Origin of the sequence: Pseudorhodoferax sp. Leaf274 (assembly GCF_001422445.1) — a bacterium.
Lineage (GTDB): Bacteria > Pseudomonadota > Gammaproteobacteria > Burkholderiales > Burkholderiaceae_C > Pseudorhodoferax.
Map to the genome: position 1 here is coordinate 205,321 of NZ_LMNA01000028.1, position 15,367 is coordinate 220,687.

19 protein-coding genes are annotated in these 15,367 nt (G+C 71.5%); 6 read left to right on the plus strand and 13 right to left on the minus strand.

Annotated features, from left to right (window positions below; genetic code table 11):
* Window positions 1-146: 146 nt before the first annotated feature.
* The 3 genes from ASF44_RS24810 to ASF44_RS24820 are packed head-to-tail and all read right to left on the minus strand — an operon-like array spanning window position 147 to window position 3,093.
* Window positions 147-1,043 carry a DMT family transporter gene (locus ASF44_RS24810; protein WP_056901920.1) on the minus strand — a complete coding sequence of 299 codons (897 nt, stop codon included), beginning with the start codon at window positions 1,041-1,043 and terminating at the stop codon, window positions 147-149.
* Window positions 1,040-1,549 (minus strand): methylated-DNA--[protein]-cysteine S-methyltransferase, encoded by a 510-nt coding sequence (locus ASF44_RS24815; RefSeq protein ID WP_056901921.1) that lies wholly within the window; start codon window positions 1,547-1,549, stop codon window positions 1,040-1,042. Before ASF44_RS24815 ends, ASF44_RS24810 begins: the two co-directional genes overlap by 4 nt.
* Before the next feature lie 2 nt (window positions 1,550-1,551).
* Window positions 1,552-3,093: a DNA-3-methyladenine glycosylase 2 family protein gene (locus ASF44_RS24820; protein WP_056902053.1), complete on the minus strand. Its 1,542-nt coding sequence runs from the start codon at window positions 3,091-3,093 to the stop codon at window positions 1,552-1,554.
* Between the two features lie 142 nt (window positions 3,094-3,235).
* On the opposite strand from ASF44_RS24820, the gene ASF44_RS24825 reads away from it, so the two are divergent.
* The 5 genes from ASF44_RS24825 (at window position 3,236) to ASF44_RS24845 (ending at window position 5,193) form a co-directional block, all read left to right on the plus strand.
* Complete coding sequence (locus ASF44_RS24825) at window positions 3,236-3,538, plus strand: hypothetical protein (RefSeq protein ID WP_156374667.1); 303 nt, start codon at window positions 3,236-3,238, stop codon at window positions 3,536-3,538.
* Window positions 3,539-3,540: 2 nt separating this feature from the next.
* The gene (locus ASF44_RS24830) at window positions 3,541-3,801 is read left to right on the plus strand and encodes a hypothetical protein (RefSeq protein WP_056901923.1); all 261 of its coding nucleotides are present in this window, start codon (window positions 3,541-3,543) and stop codon (window positions 3,799-3,801) included.
* Window positions 3,802-3,864: 63 nt separating this feature from the next.
* Entirely contained in the window at window positions 3,865-4,311 is a 447-nt protein-coding gene (locus ASF44_RS24835) for a universal stress protein (RefSeq protein WP_056901924.1), read from the plus strand.
* A 63-nt stretch (window positions 4,312-4,374) separates the two neighbouring features.
* Window positions 4,375-4,785: an OsmC family protein gene (locus ASF44_RS24840; RefSeq protein WP_056901925.1), complete on the plus strand. Its 411-nt coding sequence runs from the start codon at window positions 4,375-4,377 to the stop codon at window positions 4,783-4,785.
* A 138-nt stretch (window positions 4,786-4,923) separates the two neighbouring features.
* Window positions 4,924-5,193: a DUF2934 domain-containing protein gene (locus ASF44_RS24845; RefSeq protein ID WP_082525028.1), complete on the plus strand. Its 270-nt coding sequence runs from the start codon at window positions 4,924-4,926 to the stop codon at window positions 5,191-5,193.
* A 16-nt stretch (window positions 5,194-5,209) separates the two neighbouring features.
* Here ASF44_RS24845 and ASF44_RS24850 read toward each other — a convergent pair whose 3' ends face one another.
* On the minus strand, window positions 5,210-5,554 hold the full coding sequence (locus ASF44_RS24850; protein ID WP_056901927.1) for a DUF3088 domain-containing protein: 345 nt from the start codon (window positions 5,552-5,554) through the stop codon (window positions 5,210-5,212).
* Between the two features lie 11 nt (window positions 5,555-5,565).
* Window positions 5,566-6,207 carry a peroxiredoxin gene (locus ASF44_RS24855; protein WP_056901928.1) on the minus strand — a complete coding sequence of 214 codons (642 nt, stop codon included), beginning with the start codon at window positions 6,205-6,207 and terminating at the stop codon, window positions 5,566-5,568.
* A 160-nt stretch (window positions 6,208-6,367) separates the two neighbouring features.
* On the opposite strand from ASF44_RS24855, the gene ASF44_RS24860 reads away from it, so the two are divergent.
* Entirely contained in the window at window positions 6,368-6,817 is a 450-nt protein-coding gene (locus tag ASF44_RS24860; protein ID WP_056901929.1) for a surface-adhesin E family protein, read from the plus strand.
* 1 nt (window position 6,818) lies between these two features.
* Here the strand turns inward: ASF44_RS24860 and ASF44_RS24865 are convergent, their stop codons facing one another.
* From ASF44_RS24865 to ASF44_RS24900, 8 genes are all read right to left on the minus strand, one after another.
* A complete protein-coding gene (locus ASF44_RS24865) occupies window positions 6,819-7,166 on the minus strand; it encodes a DUF3325 domain-containing protein (RefSeq protein ID WP_056901930.1) in 348 nt (115 codons plus the stop codon).
* Window positions 7,163-8,845 (minus strand): PepSY-associated TM helix domain-containing protein, encoded by a 1,683-nt coding sequence (locus tag ASF44_RS24870; protein WP_056901931.1) that lies wholly within the window; start codon window positions 8,843-8,845, stop codon window positions 7,163-7,165. Before ASF44_RS24870 ends, ASF44_RS24865 begins: the two co-directional genes overlap by 4 nt.
* Window positions 8,842-9,144, minus strand: a complete 303-nt coding sequence (locus tag ASF44_RS24875; RefSeq protein WP_056901932.1) for a DUF3649 domain-containing protein — start codon at window positions 9,142-9,144, stop codon at window positions 8,842-8,844. The genes ASF44_RS24870 and ASF44_RS24875 overlap by 4 nt, the downstream gene beginning before the upstream one ends.
* Window positions 9,145-9,307: 163 nt before the next feature.
* Window positions 9,308-10,783, minus strand: a complete 1,476-nt coding sequence (locus ASF44_RS24880; protein WP_056901933.1) for a sensor domain-containing diguanylate cyclase — start codon at window positions 10,781-10,783, stop codon at window positions 9,308-9,310.
* Between the two features lie 172 nt (window positions 10,784-10,955).
* Window positions 10,956-11,945 carry a tripartite tricarboxylate transporter substrate binding protein gene (locus ASF44_RS24885; RefSeq protein WP_056901934.1) on the minus strand — a complete coding sequence of 330 codons (990 nt, stop codon included), beginning with the start codon at window positions 11,943-11,945 and terminating at the stop codon, window positions 10,956-10,958.
* A gap of 24 nt (window positions 11,946-11,969) precedes the next feature.
* Window positions 11,970-13,145, minus strand: a complete 1,176-nt coding sequence (locus ASF44_RS24890; RefSeq protein WP_162243867.1) for a CaiB/BaiF CoA-transferase family protein — start codon at window positions 13,143-13,145, stop codon at window positions 11,970-11,972.
* Window positions 13,145-14,119: a tripartite tricarboxylate transporter substrate binding protein gene (locus ASF44_RS24895; protein ID WP_056901936.1), complete on the minus strand. Its 975-nt coding sequence runs from the start codon at window positions 14,117-14,119 to the stop codon at window positions 13,145-13,147. The genes ASF44_RS24890 and ASF44_RS24895 overlap by 1 nt, the downstream gene beginning before the upstream one ends.
* Complete coding sequence (locus ASF44_RS24900) at window positions 14,116-14,478, minus strand: hypothetical protein (RefSeq protein WP_056901937.1); 363 nt, start codon at window positions 14,476-14,478, stop codon at window positions 14,116-14,118. Before ASF44_RS24900 ends, ASF44_RS24895 begins: the two co-directional genes overlap by 4 nt.
* Between the last annotated feature and the right edge of the window lie 889 nt (window positions 14,479-15,367).

Here is a 15,367-nt window from a genome sequence, read left to right on the forward strand (position 1 = left end):
AATGGATGGACCTCGGGACAGGAAATCTGTGCCCCAACATGGAGCACAGGGCGACGTGGGAAGCACCTACTGTGCCAGCGAGGCCTCCATCCAGGCCATTGCTGCAAACCAGCAAGTTGTTGCCACGTGTTACGGACGCTGAAGGCTTACTTGCGCGTCGGCAGCCGCACCACGCCGGTGGCGAGGGACGTCCCGCACAGGATCACCGCGCCACACCCTAGCATCGCCGGCGTCAGCGCCTCGCCCAGCAGCAGCGTGCCGTACAGCACGCCGAACACCGGCACCACGAAGGTCACGGTCAGCGTGCGCGCCGGCCCCACTTTGGCGATGAGGCGGAAGAACAGGATGTAGGCCAGCGCCGTGCACAGAACGCCCACGGCCGCCAGGCTGGCGAGCGCCTTCAGGCTCGGTGTCTGGCCGGGCCATAGCCACAGCGCCGGCAGCGCCAGGCCCAGCGTGGCGCCCAGCTGGCTGCCGGCCGCCAGCACCAGCGGCTTGACGTCGCCCAGGTAGCGTTTGGTGAAGCTGGCGGCGAGGGCATAGCAGATGCAAGCCAGCAGGCACGCCAGCACGGCCCAGCCGGTGGCGGCGGCGCCGGCCTTGGGCGTGAAGCTGGCCTTGTTCCAGGCCAGCAGCGCCACGCCCACGAAACCCAGCGCCAGCCCGAGGCTGCGCGAGGCGCCGGGCCGCTCGCGCAGCCAGGCCCAGGCCACGACGGCACCGAACAGCGGCACGGTGGCGTTGAGGATGGCCGACAGGCCAGTGGAGATCGACAGCACCGCGTACGAATACAGCGCGAACGGGATGCCCGAGTTGAGCAGGCCCACGAACAGCACCGGCCGGTGGTGGCGCACGAGATCGGGCCACAGGCCGCGCCGCCACAGCAGCGGCAGCAGGCACAGCGCCGCGATGCCCACGCGCGCGGCGGCGGTCGGCAGCGGGCCCAGTTCGAGCGCGGCGTTGCGCATGAACAGGAAGGAGGCGCCCCACAGCGCAGAGAGCAGGACGAAGTCGCCGATCCAGGCGCTGCGCTGGTCCTTCATGCGGCCACTTCCAGCTCTGCGCTTTCCAGCGCCAGCAGCGCCTGCTTGCGTGGCAGGCCGCCGGCATAGCCGGTCAGCGCGCCGCCGTGGCCCAGCACGCGGTGGCAGGGCACGATCACGCTGACCGGGTTGCGGCCCACCGCGGCGCCCACGGCGCGCACCGCCGCCGGACGCGCGATCTGCCGGGCCAGCGCGCCGTAGCTGCTGGTGGCGCCCGCGCCGATCTCCAGCAGCGCCTGCCAGACGGCCTGCTGGAACGGCGTGCCGCCGGACAGGTCCAGCGGCAGGTCGAAGCCCGTGCGCCGGCCGCCGAAGTAGCCGTGCAACTGGGCCTGCGCGGCCTGCAGCACCGGGTGCTGCGGCGCCTGCGGCCAGGCGTCGGGTGCGGGCTGGTGGCGCTGGCCGTCGAACCACGCGCCATTCAGGCCAAGATCGGAGGCGGACAGCACCATGGCGCCCAGCGGCGTGTCGATGCGGGTGTGCACGGTGGAGGGGTGGAACTGCATGGTCATTCCTTGGTTGTCTTGGTGGTTTTCGTGGGGCGCGCCGGCAGCAGGGCCCAGGCGCGCAGGACGGCGTAGCTGCGCCAGGGTTTCCAGGGTTCGGACGCGGCCTCGGCCGCACGCGCGGGGTGCGGCGCATCGCGCACGCCCAGTGCGTTGTGCAGTGCCACGTCGCCGGCGGGGAAGGCGTCGGGCCAGCGCAGCGCGCGCATGGCGATGTACTGCGCCGTCCAGTCGCCGATGCCGGGCAGCGCTTTCAGCGCGGCGATGGTGGCCGGCACGTCGCCGCCGGGCTGCAGGTGGAGTCCGCCGGCCACGGCGTGCGACAGCGCCACGATGGCCGCCTGGCGCTGGCGCACGATGCCCAGGCCGCCCAGCGCATCGCCGGCGGCATCGCCCAGCTCGGCCAGCGCCTGCGGCGCGGGAAACAGGTGGGTGAGGCCGGGCTCGGGCGTGGCGATGGGCTGGCCGAAGCGCGTGACCAGGCGGCTGGCCAGCGTGCGCGCGGCCGCCACCGTGATCTGCTGGCCGAGCACGGCGCGCACGGCCAGCTCGTAGCCGTCCATGCAGCCCGGCACGCGCAGGCCGGCGCCATCGGGAAAGCGCGTGCCCAGCACGGCGTGGATGGCCTGCGGGTCGGCATCGAGGTCGAGCAGCACCCGCACCCGCCGGATCACCAGCGGCAGCACGGCGCGCAGGCTGTCGGACACGCGCAGCAGCAGCTGGTGGCGTTCGGGCGCGAAGGCCATGTGCAGCCAGCCCGTGTGCCGCTGCCCTGCCGCCTGCAGCGCCAGTGTGCGCGCGATGCCGGGCGACGCCGCGTCGGGGTCGGCCACCGTCTCCATGCCGGGAATCTGCCGCGCCGCGAAGAAGGCCAGCATGGCCTGCCAGTCGTACGGCGGGCGGTAGCCCAGCCGCACCTGGCTGCCCTGGCCTTCGCGCTCGCCGCCGGCGCGGCGCAGCGCAGCGGGGTTGAGCCCGTAGTGCGCGACGAAGGCCGCGTTGAAGCGGCGCAGGCTGTGGAAGCCGCTGGCCTGCGCGACCTGGGCCACGGGCAGGTCGGTGTCGGCCAGCAGCTGCTTGGCCGCGAGCAGCCGGCGCGTCTGCAGATACTGCAGCGGCGAGACGCCGAACTGCGCCTCGAAGATGCGGCGCACATGCCGGTCGGACACGCCCAGCCGTTCGGCCAGCGCCTGCACCGTGGGGCCGGCCTCGGGCCAGGCGTCGGGCGCGTCCAGCAGCCGCGCGGCCTGCTGCGCGAGGGTGGCCGACGCGTCCTGCGTGGACCAGGGCAGCACCTGCGGCGCCAGCTCGGGCCGGCAGCGCAGGCAGGGCCTGAAGCCCGCGCGCTCGGCCTGGGCCGCGTGCTCGAAGAAGCGGCAGTTCTCGCGCCGCGGCGTCTTCACGCTGCAGACCGGCCGGCAGTAGATGCCGGTGCTGGTCACGCCCGTGAAGAAGCGGCCGTCGAAGCGGGCGTCGCGCGCGGCCAGCGCGCGGTAGCGGGCTGCGTCGAGCGGGTCGCCGGGGGAGGTGGTGGACGCGTCCATGGCCCGGATCATAGGGGGCGGGATGCCGGTGGACTGGCCGTTTTCGGACATGTGCCTCGGCCGCTGCCGACAGCTCTGCAGGACGCCGGCCGACAGCCACCACGCCGCGCTGCAAGCACCATCGCAGCCGAAAGAGGATGCCATGACCCCTGAACATTTTTGCGTGACCGCCGTGCGCTACCAGAACCAGCAGCTCACCGCCGTGCAACTCGGGCAGGGCGACGGCAGCGGCGCCTGGCAGCAGGAGCCGCATGCCGTGGCCATCGACCAGGTCGTGGCCCGCATCGATGCGGGCGACAAGGTGCATGCGCTGCTGCGCGACGGCGACCATGTGTCGCTGGGCCCGCGCCTGAAGGTGGTGCAGGCGGGCGAGGGCGGCCGCTCGCTGGCGCTGGACAACGCGCCCACCGACTGCCTGGAACTGTCCGACCTGGAGCGTTTCTAGCCATGCAGCGCAAGCCCCTCAACCACGTGCAGTACCTGGCCGAACTGAACCAGCGGCTGTGGGCCGACCCGGAGTTCGCCGAGGGCATGGCCTTCCACATCTATCCCGACGGCAAGATCGCGGGCCACCTGCGCGATGCCAGCGATGTGGGCAGCTGCCGCATCCCGGCGGTGTTCAGCCGCATCGAGCAGGCCGTGGCGTGCGAGTACGAACTGGTGGTGCCCGTGGCCGCGCCGCGCATCGCCGAAGGCATGCTGGCTTGAAGGGCATGGCCACGCCGGCGGGCTCCTAAACTGGGGCTTTCCATTCGCCCTGAGGAGACCCGCATGTACAAGCAGATCCTGGTTCCCGTGGATGGCTCGCAGACCGCGCTGGCCGCGCTGCGCCATGCGGTGGAACTTGCGCGTGCGTTCGACGCCGGCGTGTTCGTCGTGCACGTGGTCGACATCTATCCGTTCCTCGGCGTCGGCGCCGACAGCGCGGTGGGCCAGGCCGAGTATCTGCAGGCGGCCACCGCCAATGCCAATGGCGCGCTCGGCGCGGCCTTGGCGATCGCCGAAGCGGCGGGCGTGGCGTGCGAATCGGCGACGGTGGAAGGCCACGCCGCCGAGGAAGGCATCCTGAACACGGCCGGGACCTGCGATGCCGACCTGATCGTGATGGGCTCGCACGGCCGGCGCGGCATCGAGAAGCTGCTGCTGGGCAGCGTGACCCAGCGCGTGCTGCAGAACGCACGCGTGCCCGTGCTGGTGGTGCGCGGCACCGACGACTGACGCGGCGCGCCCGCCCCGCGGGCGTGGCACCATCGGCGCCCACCATCCCGCCGAAGGAGCGCCATGTCCGCCGATGTCACCCTGCACGCCACACTGGGCGCCACGCCCTATGCCGTCCAGTTCCGCGACGAGGCCGGCCACCGCTGGAGCGGCGACGAGCCCGCGGTGCAGGGCGGCGGCGACACCGGACCGACACCGCACGCCTTGCTGCTGTCCAGCCTGGGCGCCTGCACCGCCATCACGCTCAAGATGTTCGCCGCGCGCAAGCAGTGGCCGCTGGAGGGCGTGCAGGTGGCCCTGACGCTGCGCGCCGCCGCGCCCGGCACCGCCGGCACCGACATCGCGCGCAGCATCACGCTGCAGGGCCCGCTGGATGCGGCCCAGCACGAACGGCTGCTGGCCGTGGCCAACGCGTGCCCGATTCACAAGGTGCTGACGGGCGAGGTGCGCATCGCGACCGGGCTGGCGGGCTGAACCGGCGCGGCTGCGGCGCCGGCAGCCATCACGGCATGCCGTCCCACACCTGTGCATGCGTGCAGCGCTTAGGCTGCTGCTGCGAAGCAGGCCCGGACCTGCCTTCGGCCCTTCAACCAACGTTTTCAGGAGCAGCGCATGGCCCGATCCAGGCAGAACCAGATGGCGGAGTCGTCCGCACAGGCACATGGCGAACGCGATGGCCTCGGTGCACGCGATGCGGGCGGCGGGCAGCAGCAACAGTCCGCGTCCGATTCCGTTTCCTCCGACCCGTCACGCGAGCAACGCATCCGCGAGGCCGCCTATGCCGCGGCCGAGCGCCGCGGCTTCGCGCCCGGCCACGAGGTCGAGGACTGGCTCGATGCCGAGCGCGAGGTGGGCCAGCAGGTGACCCAGCAGGCGGGTTGACGGCGGCGGCGCGCCGTCAATGCACCTTGAAGAAGCCGTGCCGCTCCGCCAGCAGCGCGAGGATGCGGCGCGGGTCCGACACGAAGTGCCTGCCGTTGACGGTCTGCGCATCCGCCGGCGGCGGCAGGCTGTCGCCGAAGATCAGCACGGGCAGGCCCTGGTGGTCGGCATCGAGCGCAGCCACCACCGTGCTGCGCGGCCTGGCGAAGGCCACGCGCTCCACGTCCAGCTGCGCGCCGCGCGTGGGATCGGTCGACAGCAGCCCTTCGATGGGCAGGCAGTCGATGCAGACGAACTGCTCGCCCGGGTACTTGGCGTCGCTGAAGCCGGGCTGCAGCAGGATCAGGCGGTCGTTGGCCACGGCGCGCCTGCTCAGCGGTTCGGCTGCGGCGTGATGCGCAGGTAGGGCCGCACGGCGGTGTAGCCCTTGGGGAAGCGCTCGGCCAGTTCCTGCGGGTCCTGCAGGCTGGGCAGGATGACCACGTCGTCTCCGTTATTCCAGTTGGCCGGCGTGGCCACCTTGTGGCTGTCCGTCAGCTGCAGCGAATCGATCACGCGCAGGATCTCGTCGAAGTTGCGGCCGGTGCTGGCCGGGTAGGTGATGGTGGCGCGCACCACCTTCTTCGGGTCGATGATGAACACGCTGCGCACGGTGGCCGTGGCCGATGCGTTGGGGTGGATCAGGTCGTACAGCTCGGACACCTTGCGGTCGGCGTCGGCCAGGATGGGGAACTGCACCGAGGTTTTCTGCGTCTCGTCGATGTCCGCGATCCACTGCTGGTGCTTGTCGACCGGGTCCACGCTGACCGCGATGGGCTTGACGCCGCGCTTGGCGAATTCACCCGACAGCGCGGCGGTCTTGCCGAGCTCGGTGGTGCACACGGGCGTGAAGTCGGCCGGGTGCGAGAACAGCACGACCCAGTCGTTGCCGGCCCAGTTGTGGAACTGGACCGTGCCGAGGCTCGATTGCTGCGTGAAGTCGGGGGCGGTGTCGCCCAGTCGAAGGGTGGCCATGGAGGGGGCTCCGTCAGGTTGAAACCCCGCCGAGTATGGAATTGCGCGCGCCACAGACAACGAATTTCTGCGTCTATGCTTACTCGCTCGCTGCCCTGCCGGTGAACCAGGCCATGGGTTTTGGCGTACAAGACGGCGCCTGCCCTTCCTCGACGTACCCATGGCCTTTTCTTTCGCGCTGCATCGACTGCCCTGTATTGCCGCGCTGGCGCTCGCCGCGGCGCAGCCCAGCGCACATGGGCAGCAGACCTGGTTCACGCTGGTCGGCAACCCCGTCGCCGCCGAGACCGACACCATCGAGCTCGATCCGGTGACGGTGACGGTGGACGGGCCGATCAGGCTGATGGCGATCCGTGTGAACCGTAGCGCGGAGCGTGTGAGCCGCGACGGCGTGCGCTTTCGCTCGTTCAGCGGCCTGGTGCAGTTCGATTGCAGCACGCGCATGGCGCGCTTCGTGCAGAGCAGCTTCTTCGCGCTGCCGCTGTGGCAGGGCCCGAGCGTCGAGCTGCGCTATGGGCCCGACCAGGTGCGGCCCATGGCGTTCCGCGGCTTCGAGCCCAACCCCAGCGAGCGCGTGATCCGCGCGGCTTGCCGCAGTTACGCAGAGTGATTCAGGGCCTTGCCAGGCCCAGCAGGGCACTGGCCAGCAGCAGCACGCCGCCGCCCGCCAGCAGCCGCGCGATGCGCCGGGGCGCGTAGGTGAGCGTCAGCACCACGGCCAGCGCGGCCACCGTCATCGCGCCGAACCAGAACACCCAGCCCTGGGCGCTGCCGTAGCCCGCGATGGCGGCCCACAGCGACAGCACCAGACCGAGCCCGCCGCCCAGTTGCAGCCCGCGCCGCAGCCCGGGCGGCGGGGTGTTGCCACGGCCCTTGTAGTCCTCGTAGTGCCGGTCCATCGCCAGGCTCAGCGCCGAGAAGGCGGTCAGCGCGGCCGAGAACGCGAGCAGCCCCTTCATCGGCCGGCTCCGGCGGGTTCGAGCAGCGGCTCGGGCGTGCGTGCCGGGGCCGGCGCCTTGGCTGGCACCGCACGCGGCTTGGCGGCCGGCTTGCGCTTGCCGGCGTACCAGGCCGCCGCGAGCAGGCCGGCGCCCAGGGTCAGCGCGGTCAGGTCGAAGCCGGCGATGCGCCATTCGCCCGCGGGCAGGCTGGCACCGAGCCCCATGCCGCCCGTCAGCGCATTGAGCACCGGCAGCAGCCCGAACAGCAGGCCGCCCAGCGCCAGCTGGAGCTGCCACATGCGCCGGGCCGGCCAGGCCAGGCCAGCCACGGCCGCCAGGCCCCAGGCCCAGAAGAAGCAGGCGATCTCGGTGGCCGGGCGTTCGGCCATGTTCACGGGCACGAAGCGGTTGGCCCAGAAGAACGCCGCCATGGCCAGCGGCAGGCCGGCGATGGCGCCCACGTTCAGGCTGTCGACCAGGCGCAGGCCGAAGCCCACGCGGCCGCCCTGCGCCAGCGCCTTGGCGTACTTCTGCCGTTCCTTGACGGACCAGAGCAACAGGCCCGTGGCCACCATCACGCAGCCCGCGACGCCCGAGACGAAGAACAGCCAGCGCAGCAGCGGATGGGCGAAGCGGCCGATGTGCAGGCCGTAGAGCACGCCGCGCGTGTTCGACGCCGGCGCGATGTCCTCGCCGGCACGGCCCAGCAACTTGCCGCTGGCGCCGTCGAAGGTCATGGAGCTCTGGTTGGCCGAGAGCTTGCCGCCCTCGTGCCGGTACAGCGTGACGCGGGCCGTGGCATCGCCCGGGTTGTTGACGACGACGCGGCTCACGGACGTGCCGTGCCAGGCCGCACTGGCCTGGCGCATCAGGTCGGCCACGGGCACCAGCGGCGCGGCCACGCCCGATGGCTTCTGGTTGCTGAAGCCGGCGGAGGAGGGGAACACCTCGGCGATGTAGGTCTGGCGGTCGTCCTTGTAGACGGCCTCCTGGCCCCAGGGCATGTACAGGAACATCAGCGTGACCAGCCCGGTGTAGGTGATCATGAGGTGGTAGGGCAGGGCCAGCACGGCGGTGGCGTTGTGCGCGTCCAGCCAGGAGCGCTGGCCCTTGCGGGGACGGAAGGTGAAGAAGTCCTTGAAGATGCGCTTGTGCGTGACGATGCCGCTGACGATGGCCACCAGCATGAACATGGCGCAGAAGCCGACGATCCATCGGCCCCAGATCGCCGACATGTAGTGCAGGTCGAAGTGCAGGCGGTAGAAGAAGTCGCCGCCACGCGTCTCGCGCGGGGCCGCCACCGGTTGGCCCGTGGCCGGGTCCAGCGTGGCCGAGGCGAAGCGCGCGCGGCGCGGGCGTTCGCCGGCGGCGCGCGGGGCCGATGCGGCGGCGGCCGGCTGCGGCACGGTCCAGCCGGTGCGCAGCAGCGGCTCGCGTTCGCTGGGCAACTCGATGCTCCAGCGCGGGCTGCCGGCCGCTGTGTCCTGCAGGTGCAGCAGGGCCAGGGCGGCCGCCTGGGCGGGCTCGACCGGCGCGGCAGCCGTGGCGGCGTGCAGCTCGGGTTTCATCCACAGGCTGATCTCGTCGCGGAAGTAGGCCGAGGTGCCGCCCGCGAACACGAGGAACAGCACCCAGCCGACCAGCAGGCCCGACCAGGTGTGCAACCAGGCCATGGATTGGCGGAAACCTTCCTTCATGCCGCCGCTCCTGCGCGTTGCGCCAGCCACAGGCCGCAGGCCAGCAGCAGCGAAGGCACGGCCAGGCCGCCCCAGGCGCGCCAGGCGTTGCGCGCCGCGAAGGCCCACATCACCGCGCAGGTGTAGACCACGAAGGACGCCAGCGTGCCCGTGATCACCGCCTCGGAGCGGTGCAGCGGCAGGTACAGCGCCAGCACCGTGGCGGCCAGCGCCGACAGTGCATAGCCGCCACCGATGGCGGCCAGGGCGCGCGAGGCCACCGCGAGGCGGTAGCGCGCGCCGATCTTTTCCTTCGACATCCCTTGTCTTCCTTCGGCCCCGGTCGGGCCGGCTGGGCCCGGCACTGCGGGCTGGCGGGGAACAGGTCGTCCCCGGAAGCGGGCGATCTTAAATGAAAATTACTCTCAATTGAGAGCGGCGGGGCGTAGCAGCGCCGTCAAGCCGCGCCGTCAAGCCGCGCCGTCAATCCGCGTCGGTCAGCACCACGCGGTTGCGCCCGCCACGCTTGGCGTCGTAGAGCGCGCGGTCGGCGGTCTGCAGCAGCCGGTCGAGGCTGGCGTCGGCCGGCTGGCTCACGCTGGCGCCGATGCTCACGGTGAAACCCATGGTCCGGCCCTGCTCGAGGTCCACCGCCGTCTGGGCGCAGGCCTGGCGCACGCGTTCGGCGACCAGGCGGGTCTGCTCGCGGTCGGCGCCGGGCAGCAGCACGGCGAATTCCTCGCCACCCAGCCGTCCCAGCAGCGGCGGGCCTTCGGGCAGGTTGGCGGCGACGACGTCGGCCACGAGCGTGATGACCTGGTCGCCCACGGCGTGGCCGTAGGTGTCGTTGACGCTCTTGAAGCGGTCGATGTCCAGCACCAGCAGGCCCACGCCCTGCCGTGCCGCACGGGCGGCATGCAGGGCGCTGCCGGCGTGCTCGGCGAACGCGCGGCGGTTCATGGTGTCGGTCAACGGATCGTGCTCGGCCATGTGGCGCAGCCGTGCCATCAGCCGGCGGTTGGCGGCCATGGCGCTGGCCACGGCGAGCGGCGAGATCGCGATCAGCGTTACGCCCAGGCGCACCGACATCAGCATGGCAGGCGACTGGACCTGCACCGCGGTGTCCAGGATGCCCTTGGAGATCGCCACCAGCGTCCACGAGGTCGTCAACAACGCCAGCACCGAGGTGGGGAAGACGCCGTAGCGCATGCCGCACCACAGCAGCGCCGGCACCGGGAACGCCATGGCGCCCGGCCCGCCGACCACCACGGCCGCGCCCAACGCGGCCACCAGCGCCAGCAGCGGCACGGCGCGTCGCAGCGGCGGCACGCTCTGGCGCCACCGGCGCACCACCTCGCGGTGCCCGGCCGCGGGAATGCTCAGCACGGCCGGCAGGATGGTGAAGTAGTTGACGATCTCGCTGACGAACCAGGCCAGGCCCGATTCCACCGCCTTGCCGCCGAACGCCATCGGCCCCACGATGCTGCCCGCCACGCCGCCGGCGGCCGATGCCACGCTGGCGATCGCCAGCAGTTGCAGCACGCCGGCCGCACCGTTCAGCCGCCTGGCGTCGGTGCCGAAGCGCTGGGCCAGCAGCAGGTAGCCGGTCACCACGCTGGCGAAGTTGGTCAACGTCAGCAGCACGGACATGTGCAGTGGATCGCCCACCAGGTAGCCGGCCAGCAGGTGGCCCGCGCAGGCGCCGGCCCAGCCCGCCGGAGTGTCCAGCCGCGGAAAGCGCATGAACAGGCCGAGCAGCAGGGCGTTGGCCGGCCAGAACACGGCCAGCTGGCCGGCCAGCCGGGTCCACACGCCGAACAGGCAGATCGCCGCGATGACCGCGGCCACCAGCACGCCGCCGGCCAGCAACTGCGCAGGGCTTGCCGGCAGGTCGGGGGGGCCTGTTTCCAGCTTGTGGGGGCGGCTCAGCTTGTCGCGTTGGGAGTTCAAGGTCTGCATTGCGTCTCCCTGCGTGGTGGGGGCGGGCGCGCAAGCGTGCCGGCAATGCAAATTGTTGCAGATGTCTCACCCTGCTCGGCCAAGGATTTGTGAATATCTGACAGCAAATCAGCCGAGCATGGCCGTTGACGGCCGAAATGCTGCGCCTGGCGCAGCGGGGATCAGGTGTGTGTCAGTCCACCGTGGCGCCCGAGGCCTTGACGATGCGTTCCCACTTGGCCAATTCGCTGCGCGTGTAGGCCGCGAACTCCTGCGGCGTGTTGCCCACCGGCTCGGCGCCCAGCCCGGCCAGGCGCTCGCGCACGGCCGGTTGGCGCACGGCCTGGGCGATCTCCTGCGAGACGCGGTTGACGATCTCGGCCGGCGTTCCGGGCGGTGCCCACACGCCGTACCAGGTGCTGATGTCGTAGCCCGCCACACCGGATTCGGCGATGGTCGGCACGTCGGGCAGCGCGCTGGCGCGCTTGGCGGTGGTCACTGCGATGGCGCGCAGCTTGCCGGCGCGGATCTGGCCGATGCTGGACGGCATGGAGTCGAACATCAGTTGCGTCTGCCCGCCGATCACGTCGGCCAGCGCCGGGCCGCTGCCCTTGTAGGGCACGTGCTGCATCTGCACGCCGGTGGCGATCTTGAAGGCCTCGCCCGCCAGGTGCGGCGCCGCGGCGTTGCCCGAGGACGCGAAGTTGAGCCGGTTCGGATCGGCCTTGGCCGCGGCGATCACGTCCTGCACGGTGGAAAAGCCCAGCGAAGGCGCGGCCACCAGCACCAGCGGCACGTCGGCGATCAGGCTCACGGGTGCGAAGTCGCGGATGGCGTCGTAGGGCGGCTTCTTGTACAGGCTGGGGTTGATCACGTGGATGGACGCGTTGACCAGCAGCGTGTAGCCGTCTGGCGGCGCCTTGGCCACGATGTCGGCGCCGATCATGCCGCTCGCGCCGGGCTTGTTGTCGACCACGACCGGCTGGCCCAGCCGGCCTTCGAGCTGCTGCGCCACGATGCGGCCCAGGATGTCTGTGGGGCCGCCGGGCGGGTAGGGAATCACCATGCGGATGGGCTTGTGCGGCCAGGCCTGGGCCTGCGCTGGGGTGGCCAGGCCGGTGCCGGCGGCCACTAGCAGAGCCGCCAGTGCATGGACGGTGGCGCGGCGGTTCAGATGGGGCATGTGTGTCTCCTCGGATGGGTGCGTTCAGCCCTGCACGGCGATGCCGTCACGTTCCAGCGCAGCGGTTTCGTCGGCGGAATAACCGATCTCGGCCAGCACCGCGCGCGTGTGCTGGCCGGTGGCGGGCGCCGGCGGGATCGGGCCGCCGCGCGGCGTGCCTGGCACATAGGGCATGGGCAGGGGCTGGTAGGGCGGCTGCGCGAGTTCGCCGAAGGCGCCCAGGTGCTGCATCTGCGGGTGCTCGCGGAACTGGGCGTAGTCCTGCACCTCGGCACACAGCACGTCGGCGGCCTCCAGCGTGGCGATCCAGTGCGCGCTGGTGCGTTGCGCCAGCTGCGTGGCGATGGCGGCGTTGAGCGCGGCGGCGTTGCGGCCGCGCGCGGTGTTGTCGGTGTAGTCGCTCGCCGTGCGCCACTCGGCGCGGCCCAGCGCGTCGCACAGGCGCAGCCACATGTCCTGGCGCAGCACCAGCAGCGTGACGAAGCCGTCCAGCGTGCGGAACACGCCCGAGGGCACGGCCGTGGGCGGTGCCTGGCGGCCCGCGAACAGCGCGCTCTCGTAGATCGGCGCGGCCTGGAACGCGGCGCAGCACTCGGCCAGCGAGATCTGCACATGCCGGCCGCGCCCGCTGCGGCTGCGCGCGTACAGCGCCGCGCCCACTGCCTGCGTGGCGTACAGCGCCGACACCGTGTCGGGCACCAGCATGCCGATGCGGCGCGGGCGGCCGTCGGCCTCGCGGTTCAGCATGGCCAGGCCCGTGTAGGCCTGCAGCACGGAGTCGGTGCCAGGCTTGTCGACCCACGGCCCGCTGGCGCCGAAGCCCGAGATCGACAGGTACACCAGCGCCGGATGCCGCGCGCACAGCGCAGCGGCGTCCAGGCCCAGCCGGGCCATCACGCCAGGGCGGAAGTTCTCGACCAGCACGTCGGCCTGTGCCGCCAGTCGCTCGATGGCGGCGCGGCCCTCGGGCTTGCGTGCGTCGATGCACAGCGAGCGCTTGCCCAGGTTGCTGGCCACCGCGAGCGGCGTCATGCCGGCCTTGCCGCCGCCCATCACGCGGATCCAGTCGCCGCCGGGCGGCTCGACCTTGACCACGTCGGCGCCCTGCAGGCCCAGCAGCGCGGCGCAGTAGGGGCCGGCCACGCCTTGGCTCATGTCGAGCACGCGCAGGCCGGCGTAGGCTTGGTCGTCCAGCAGCATCATTCGACCTTCACGCCCGTGGCCGCGACCACCTTCTTCCACTTGTCGATCTCGGCCGCGATCTGCCGGCCGAATGCTTCGGGCGAGCTGGCCACCGGGGCGGCGCCCATCTCCTGCAGGCGCTGCGCCGCCGCGGGTTGCCGCAGCAGCTCGGCCACGCTGCGCTGCAGCAGCTCGACGATGGGCCGCGGCGTGCCGGCGGGTGCCAGCAGACCGAACCAGGCGCTGGCCTCGTAACCTGGCACGCCGCTCTCGGCCACGGTGGGAATGTCGGGCGCGCCGGGCCAACGCTGGGCCGTGGTCACGGCCAGCGCGCGGATGCGGCCGGACTGGATGTGCGCCATCGACGACGGCAGGTTGTCTACGCCCACGGGTATCTGGCCGCCGATCAGGTCGGTCAGCATCGGGCCGCCGCCCTTGTACGGGATGTGGACCATGTCCACGCCGGCCATCATCTTGAGCAGCTCCACGCTCATGTGCGGCGAGCCGCCTGCACTCGTGGAGCCGAAGCTGAGCTTGCCGGGCTGCGCGCGCGCCATGGCCAGCAGCTCGGGCAGCGTCTTGACGGGCAGGGCCGCGTTGACGGTGATCACGTTGGGCGTGCTGGCCACCAGCGTGATCGGCGCGAAGTCGGCCACGGGGTCGTAGGGCAGGGCCTTGTTCAGCGCGCTGTTGATGCCGTGCGAGCTGATCGTCGCCATGACCAGCGTGTAGCCGTCTGCCGGCGACTTGGCCACGGCCAGCGAGCCGATGGCACCGCTGGCCCCCGCCCGGTTGTCGACCGTGAAATTCTGGCCCAGCTTCTCGCCCAGGCCGGCCGCCACCAGGCGGGCCAGCAGGTCGGTGGTGCCGCCGGGCGGGTAGGGCACGACGAGGCGCACGGGCTTGTGGGGGTAGGCGGCCTGCGCCATCGCGGGCGCCGCGGCGCAGGCGGCCAGCGCGCCCAGGCCCAGCACGGCGGTGCGGCGCTTCATGCCGTGGCCTTCTCGGGGTGGTTGCGCAGCTGGCCGACCAGCGCCTCGGGCACGTCGATGGGAAAGCGCAGCAGCGCGGCCGACATGGCCTTGCCGTACTGGTCCAGCGCGAGGCTGCGCGAGACGCCGCCGCCCAGCGCGCCGTGCGCGACGAAGTTGATGGCGTGCAGGCCGTCGACGGGGTAGCGCAGCACCTCGCCCGTGATGGCGCCCTGGTAGAAGGCCTTGAGCTTGTCGGCGGTCAGCTGCTCGACGAGCAGCGGGTACAGCGCGGGCTCGTAGGCGAACACGGCGATGTTGACGGTGTTGCCCTTGTCGCCGGAGCGGCAGTGGGCGAGGTGTTGGAGCATCACTTGCATGTTGGGGTCCCGTGGTGTTTTGGAGCGCGCAGCGCAATCGGTGGCGCGGCCGAGCGAAGCGATGGCCCGTATGTGACCCCGCTCCCACCCCTGTGCGCACGCTGAGGAGCGCAGTGGCCGGGGCGGCGCGGGGAACCTCGCGCTTTGTTGACTGACTCATTGCACTTGTTCGAGCTGAACGAACGCAGTGAGTGGTGCGAGTTGTGCAATGCGCCCAGGCCGCGAGCACCGCAGGTTGCCCGGAGCGCCTGAACGAACGCAGTGAGTGGTGCGAGTTGTGCAATGCGCCCAGGCCGCGAGCACCGCAGGTTGCCCGGAGCGCCAGCGGAGGGACGGGGGCACCGGGGCCGCCTTCTTTTGCTTCCTTTTCTTGGCGGAACAAGAAAAGGGAGTCGCCGTGCGGGGGCGAATACCCCGCCTCCTCACTCTGATCGGCAGGTAGTGTGCATAGAACAGACTGCTTTCGCGCGAGCACCTGGAGTCGGGATGTGCGCCCGGCAGCGCAGTCACTTTCTCTTGCTTCGCCAAGAGAAAGTAACCAAAGAGAAGGCGACCCCGGTGCCCCTGTCCCTGCGCTGGCGCTCCGGGCAACCTGCGGTGCTCGCGCCATGGGCTGCATTGCGCAACTCATGCTGTTCACTTGTGCCCCTGTCCCTGCGCTGGCGCTCCGGGCAACCTGCGGTGCTCGCGCCATGGGCTGCATTGCGCAACTCATGCTGTTCACTTCGTTCACTGCATTCGGACAAGCGCAATGAGTCAGTTCACGAAGCGCGAGGTTCCCCGCGCAGCCCATGGCACTGCGCTCCTCGGCAGGGGCACAGGGGGAAGTCACATTCGGGCCATCGCTGCGCTCGGCCTGGAGCTCGGGCCGTCGCTTCGCTCGGCCGCT

Bases quoted from the DNA above. Each gene is read 5' to 3' on its own strand.
- ASF44_RS24810 (WP_056901920.1), bottom strand. From the start codon at position 1,043: ATGAAGGACCAGCGCAGCGCCTGGATCGGCGACTTCGTCCTGCTCTCT.
- ASF44_RS24815 (WP_056901921.1), bottom strand. From the start codon at position 1,549: ATGCAGTTCCACCCCTCCACCGTGCACACCCGCATCGACACGCCGCTG.
- ASF44_RS24820 (WP_056902053.1), bottom strand. From the start codon at position 3,093: ATGGACGCGTCCACCACCTCCCCCGGCGACCCGCTCGACGCAGCCCGC.
- ASF44_RS24825 (WP_156374667.1), top strand. From the start codon at position 3,236: ATGACCCCTGAACATTTTTGCGTGACCGCCGTGCGCTACCAGAACCAG.
- ASF44_RS24830 (WP_056901923.1), top strand. From the start codon at position 3,541: ATGCAGCGCAAGCCCCTCAACCACGTGCAGTACCTGGCCGAACTGAAC.
- ASF44_RS24835 (WP_056901924.1), top strand. From the start codon at position 3,865: ATGTACAAGCAGATCCTGGTTCCCGTGGATGGCTCGCAGACCGCGCTG.
- ASF44_RS24840 (WP_056901925.1), top strand. From the start codon at position 4,375: ATGTCCGCCGATGTCACCCTGCACGCCACACTGGGCGCCACGCCCTAT.
- ASF44_RS24845 (WP_082525028.1), top strand. From the start codon at position 4,924: ATGGCCCGATCCAGGCAGAACCAGATGGCGGAGTCGTCCGCACAGGCA.
- ASF44_RS24855 (WP_056901928.1), bottom strand. From the start codon at position 6,207: ATGGCCACCCTTCGACTGGGCGACACCGCCCCCGACTTCACGCAGCAA.
- ASF44_RS24860 (WP_056901929.1), top strand. From the start codon at position 6,368: ATGGCCTTTTCTTTCGCGCTGCATCGACTGCCCTGTATTGCCGCGCTG.
- ASF44_RS24865 (WP_056901930.1), bottom strand. From the start codon at position 7,166: ATGAAGGGGCTGCTCGCGTTCTCGGCCGCGCTGACCGCCTTCTCGGCG.
- ASF44_RS24870 (WP_056901931.1), bottom strand. From the start codon at position 8,845: ATGAAGGAAGGTTTCCGCCAATCCATGGCCTGGTTGCACACCTGGTCG.
- ASF44_RS24875 (WP_056901932.1), bottom strand. From the start codon at position 9,144: ATGTCGAAGGAAAAGATCGGCGCGCGCTACCGCCTCGCGGTGGCCTCG.
- ASF44_RS24880 (WP_056901933.1), bottom strand. From the start codon at position 10,783: ATGCAGACCTTGAACTCCCAACGCGACAAGCTGAGCCGCCCCCACAAG.
- ASF44_RS24885 (WP_056901934.1), bottom strand. From the start codon at position 11,945: ATGCCCCATCTGAACCGCCGCGCCACCGTCCATGCACTGGCGGCTCTG.
- ASF44_RS24890 (WP_162243867.1), bottom strand. From the start codon at position 13,145: ATGCTGCTGGACGACCAAGCCTACGCCGGCCTGCGCGTGCTCGACATG.
- ASF44_RS24895 (WP_056901936.1), bottom strand. From the start codon at position 14,119: ATGAAGCGCCGCACCGCCGTGCTGGGCCTGGGCGCGCTGGCCGCCTGC.
- ASF44_RS24900 (WP_056901937.1), bottom strand. From the start codon at position 14,478: ATGCAAGTGATGCTCCAACACCTCGCCCACTGCCGCTCCGGCGACAAG.